At 68.3% G+C, this 4,726-nt stretch carries 4 protein-coding genes; 2 read left to right on the top strand and 2 right to left on the bottom strand.

What is annotated here, in order from left to right; all coding sequences use genetic code 11:
* Nucleotides 1-73: 73 nt before the first annotated feature.
* Entirely contained in the window at nt 74-1,579 is a 1,506-nt protein-coding gene (locus tag ACWEKM_RS28745) for a sodium:solute symporter family protein (protein ID WP_451624156.1), read from the bottom strand.
* Nucleotides 1,580-1,588: 9 nt separating this feature from the next.
* On the bottom strand, nt 1,589-1,831 hold the full coding sequence (locus ACWEKM_RS28740; protein ID WP_451624155.1) for a DUF3311 domain-containing protein: 243 nt from the start codon (nt 1,829-1,831) through the stop codon (nt 1,589-1,591).
* 310 nt (nt 1,832-2,141) lie between these two features.
* Between ACWEKM_RS28740 and ACWEKM_RS28735 the strand changes: the two genes are divergently transcribed.
* Entirely contained in the window at nt 2,142-3,176 is a 1,035-nt protein-coding gene (locus ACWEKM_RS28735; RefSeq protein WP_451624154.1) for an aminotransferase class V-fold PLP-dependent enzyme, read from the top strand.
* Nucleotides 3,173-4,453, top strand: coding sequence for an amidohydrolase family protein (locus ACWEKM_RS28730; protein ID WP_451624153.1), 1,281 nt, complete (start codon nt 3,173-3,175; stop codon nt 4,451-4,453). The genes ACWEKM_RS28735 and ACWEKM_RS28730 overlap by 4 nt, the downstream gene beginning before the upstream one ends.
* Nucleotides 4,454-4,726: the final 273 nt, after the last annotated feature.

Here is a 4,726-nt window from a genome sequence, read left to right as displayed (position 1 = left end):
CGGCGGGGGGGGGGGGGGGGGGCGCCGGCCCCGCCCCCCCCCCCGCGGCCCCCACCCCGACGCGCGGTTCAGGTCATCCGGCGAGGCTGGCCTCTCCCGCTCGCTCCGCGTCGTCGGACATCTCCTCTCCGGTCCCGAGGTCGATCGCGGTGTCCGAGGGAGGCGCGGTCACCAGGGTCACCGCGACGGTCACGATGAGGTTGATGACGAGGGCGGGCAGGCCGACGACCATTCCGGAGGGCAGGACGTCAAGCACGGCGGAACCCAGGTCGGGGACCGCGACGACCAGCCCGCCGCAGATGGCACCGGCGGCCAGTCCCTGCGCGGTCACCCGTCGCCACAGCATGGACAGGAACAGCGAGGGCGCCAGCTGACCGACGGCGCTGTACACGCTGGTCATGATGGTGAGCAACTTGGCGTTGCTGGTGGCGGCCAGGAGCACGGACAGCCCGGTGAACAGGATGAGCCCGATCCGGGGCAGTGCCAGCGACGAGGACCAGCGCGGCGACAGGGCGCCGATGACGTTGCGGCTGAACAGGCTGCTGGCCGCCAGCATGAGCACGGCGGTGGGCACAAGTGCGATGAGGATGCCCGCGCCTCCGAGGATCCCGATGACCCAGTCCGGGTACTTCTCCTGTACGAACACGAGCAGTGACTGGTTGGCCTGATGGTCGGGCAGATGCGGCAGCGCGAGCAGCGCGGCGAACGCGATGATGATGATCAGGACGTAGAAGAGCGAGTACAACGGCTGGGTCACCTGGTTGCGGCGGATCGTCGCCACGTCCTTGGCGGTGTAGGACACCTGGAACACATGGGGCAGGACGAAGGCGCCCAGCGGGACAAGCAGCAGGAAGCTCGTCCACCACCAGGTGCCGGTTGCGGTGCCCCCGTGGATGCCCGGGAGCGTGGCCGCGGTGGGGTGGGCATGTTTGACACCGTCGAAGATCCCCAGCAGGCCGTCGGCACCGGCCGCCTTCGCCGCGCCGACGGTGATCACGAGCAGGACCGCGACCAGCAGAATGTCCTTGACGATCGCTGTGTAGGCGGCGCTGCGCATGCCGCCGACCAGTACGAACGCGGCCACGAGGACACCGCCGGCCACGACGTAGGCGACGGACGGCACTGCGGTGCCGAAAAGGCTGGCCAGGATGAGGCTCAGGCCGGTCAGCTGCAACTGACCGTAGAGCAGCAGCGCGACGATGCCGAAGACAGCGATCAGGCCACCGAACCATGGTGCTTCGAACCGGGCGGTGAAGTAGTCCCCCATGGTCACCAGTTCACGTCGCTTACCGGCACGCCAGATCTTGGGGACGATCCAGTAGCCGACCGTGGCGGTCAGAACCACGGTGCCGAGAGTGAAGAAGCCGGGTGCGCCGTTGCTGAACACAGCCTGTGACGCGCCGAGCAGCGCGGACGTGGTGAAGGTTTCCCCGACGAGCAGGAACCAGAAGAGCAGGGTGCCGAAGCGCCGACCGCCGACGGACCATTCCTGAAGATTCATCGTCCGACCGCGAGCGGCCGCCAAGGTGCCCCACACGATGGAGCCGATCGCGATCACGAAAGCCAGAAACATCGCCATGCCGCGCTCCTAAACCCGGTCCGCGTCGCCGTGGGAGCGGTCGATGCGGTAGACGGCGGCAATGGCGGCCGATCCGAACAGCACACCGAGTGTCATCCAGAGCAGCAGGAAAGGGATCGAACCAAAAACGTAGTCAATGCGGTTGACCAGGGGGATCGCACCGATGCACCACACCGGCGCGACGGCCAGCAGGAGCCAGTGCCGGCGGTGCCGGGGGGTGCGCCCGGCCGCTGGGGTCGATGGTCTAGACATGCCACTCCGATCGGCACACGGCCTTGACTGGGCTGAAGCGAACGTTGCCGCCACCTTCAGCCGTGGTGAACTCGCATCAATGTCAGTGATGCACCCCGTCCCGTCAACCCCACGGAAGCGGATTTCTTTCCTCGGTATTGCGTAGCCATGCTGACGAGTGTTCACTGTGACTGAAAGTCGCAAGATGTTGTTCACGCAGAGGAGACACATGGATCCCGACCGCTTCCGGGCACAGTTCCCCAGCTTGGCCGACACCACACACCTGGCTTCATGCAGTCACGGCGCGATCGCTCAGCGTGTCACGACGGCGATGACGGAAATGGCCTATGCGCTGCGGGACCAGGGCGCGCCCTGGGACGCGTGGATGGTGGAGGTCGCACAGCTGCGGGGCGCGCTGGCGGGCTTCCTCAACGCATCCGCCGACGAGATCGCCCTTGTGCCCTCCGCATCGCACGGCGCGTTTCAGGTGGCCAACGCGGTGGATTTCACCGGAGACGGTGTGATCGTCTCGATGGCCGCGGAGTTCCCCAGCGTAGGCCAGGTACTGCACGCTCAGCGCCCGGCACCCGGCAACGTGCGGTGGGTCAGCCAGGACGCGATGCGGACGCTCGGTGTGGTGGAGGCATACCGCGCCCAGATCGACGACAGCACCCGTCTGGTGTCGGTCCCATTGGCGCTGTATACGAACGGATCCCTCCAGCCGGTCAACGAGATCGCCAAACACGCGCGCGCAGTGGGGGCACGCGTGCTGGTCGACGCCTACCAGGCGGCCGGCGTGGTTCCCATCGACGTGACCGAGATCGACTGCGACTACCTCATCGCGGGCACCCTGAAGTACATGCTCGGCCTTGCCGGGATCGCGGTGCTGTTCGCCCGCTCCGGTGTCACGGACCAGCACCCGCCGCGGATGACCGGCTGGTTCGGCCGTCCGAACCCGTTCGACTTCGATCCGACCAACCTCGAATTCCCCGCGGAGGCCCGCCGCTTCGAATCCGGTACGTGGGCCATCCCCTCGGTGTACGCGGCGCGGGCCGGAATCGAAACACTCGACCAGGTCGACCCGGCCACCCGGTGGGCGCACGTCCAGAACCTGGTCGCCGAGGCCGGCGCCCGGCTGACCGAGGCGGGCGAGACACTGAGTGCGCCGGCCCCCGATGCCCGGCCCGGACCCCAGGTCGCCGTGGTCGACACCGACCCGAACGCCCTGGCGGCATTCCTGACCGCGCGCCGGATCGTCACCTCACCGCGCGGGTCGAACCTGCGCGTCGCGTTCCACTACTACAACACCACCGACGACATCGACCGCCTGTGCACGGCGATCCAGGACTACCGGAGGCAGTCGTGACCACCCGCACCGCCCTCGCGGCCGCCAGGCTGCTGACCGACTCGTCCGCACCACTGATCCACGACGCGATGGTGTGTGTGGAAGGCGACACGATCACCTACGCCGGTCCCCGCGGCTCCGCGCCGAGTTGGGCAGACACCACCGAGGCCGTTACCGACCTCGGTGACACCACCCTGATGCCCGGACTCATCGACTGCCATGTGCACCTCTGTCTGGATCCGGAGTCCGACACCGTCCTCACCGAGATGTCGTCCGACCAGGAGGCGCTGCGTCGGCTGATGGTGGCCAACGCCCAGCGGTTGCTCGACGCCGGGGTCACCACCGCCCGCGACCTGGGCGCACCCGGCACCCTGGGCACCGAGATACGGGACCTGCTCACCACCTTGCCCCACGCCACCCCCCGGATGCTGGCGGCGAACGCACCGATCACGGTCACCGGGGGTCACGCCTGGGCCATGGGCGGCATTGCCGACGGAATCGACGAGATACGGGCACAGGTACGTCGGCACGCCGAGCAAGGCGCCGACCTGGTCAAGGTGATGACCACGGGCGGGTTCATGACACCGGGTAGCCATCCGTCCGAAGCCCGTTACACCGTCGACGAACTGACCGCTCTCGTCACCCAGGCGCATGCCGACGGCCTGCCGGTGACCACCCATGCACTAGGCACCGAAGGCATCGAACGAGCCGTCCTCGCCGGTGTCGACTGCATCGAGCACTGCGGCTGGGTCACGCGGACCGGTACCCGATTCGATCCCCGTATCGCCTCGATGATCGTCGAACGGGGCATCGCCGTCAGCCCCGCGATGAACACCGCTTGTACCGCCGAGCACTACATGTGTCCCTGGGACGAACGGGACTCGGTGATCGGCAACCTCCGACAGCTCATCGCCCTGGACGCCGTCGTGGTCGCCGGCACCGACGCCGGCATCCCGTTCGTCCACTTCGAACGCTACGCCGACTGCCTGGACGTCTACGTCGACGCCGGAATGACCCCCCGCCAGGCGATCGCCAGCGCGACCGACGTCGCCGCCGAAGTCTGCGGTCTGAAGGACATCACCGGGCGGCTCCTACCCGGTATGAGCGCCGACCTGATCGCCGTCGACGGCGACCCCACCCAGCACATCGCCCCGCTTCACAAGCCCGTTCTCGTCATGGCCGCCGGTCGGCACCACCCGATACGCAACACCGCCCACCACACCGGTGACGCCGAGGAGCGCGCCCGAATCCGGCGCAAGCTGGAGGCCGGCGCAGGCCGCCACGACACGGGAGAGTAAGGCCCCTCCCGGGCCGGCTCACACCTGTCACGCGGAGCCGGCTCACACCTGTCCCGTGGAGACGCCGTCAGGTGCACAAACATGCCGCCCTGGCACGCACCCGGGTTGATCCGCTCGATCGACCGCTTCCCCGGGTGTCGTCGGACGCGTCAGCACCGAAGGCAGAACAACTGCCCCGGCCCACCGGTGACCGATCGGGTCCGCCCGGCGGGACGGGGCAAGGGTCTCATCAACCGTCGCGGTGGCCGACGGCCGGTGATCCGGCCGTCGGCC

It is taken from the genome of Streptomyces sp. NPDC004752 (assembly GCF_053601275.1).
The sequence above is the reverse complement of the archived record's forward strand: the minus strand, read 5'-3'. Positions and strand labels throughout refer to the sequence as shown.

What these genes read in the sequence shown, in the direction of transcription:
- ACWEKM_RS28740 (WP_451624155.1), bottom strand. Translation starts at nt 1,831, where the DNA reads ATGTCTAGACCATCGACCCCAGCGGCCGGGCGCACCCCCCGGCACCGC.
- ACWEKM_RS28745 (WP_451624156.1), bottom strand. Translation starts at nt 1,579, where the DNA reads ATGGCGATGTTTCTGGCTTTCGTGATCGCGATCGGCTCCATCGTGTGG.
- ACWEKM_RS28735 (WP_451624154.1), top strand. Translation starts at nt 2,142, where the DNA reads ATGACGGAAATGGCCTATGCGCTGCGGGACCAGGGCGCGCCCTGGGAC.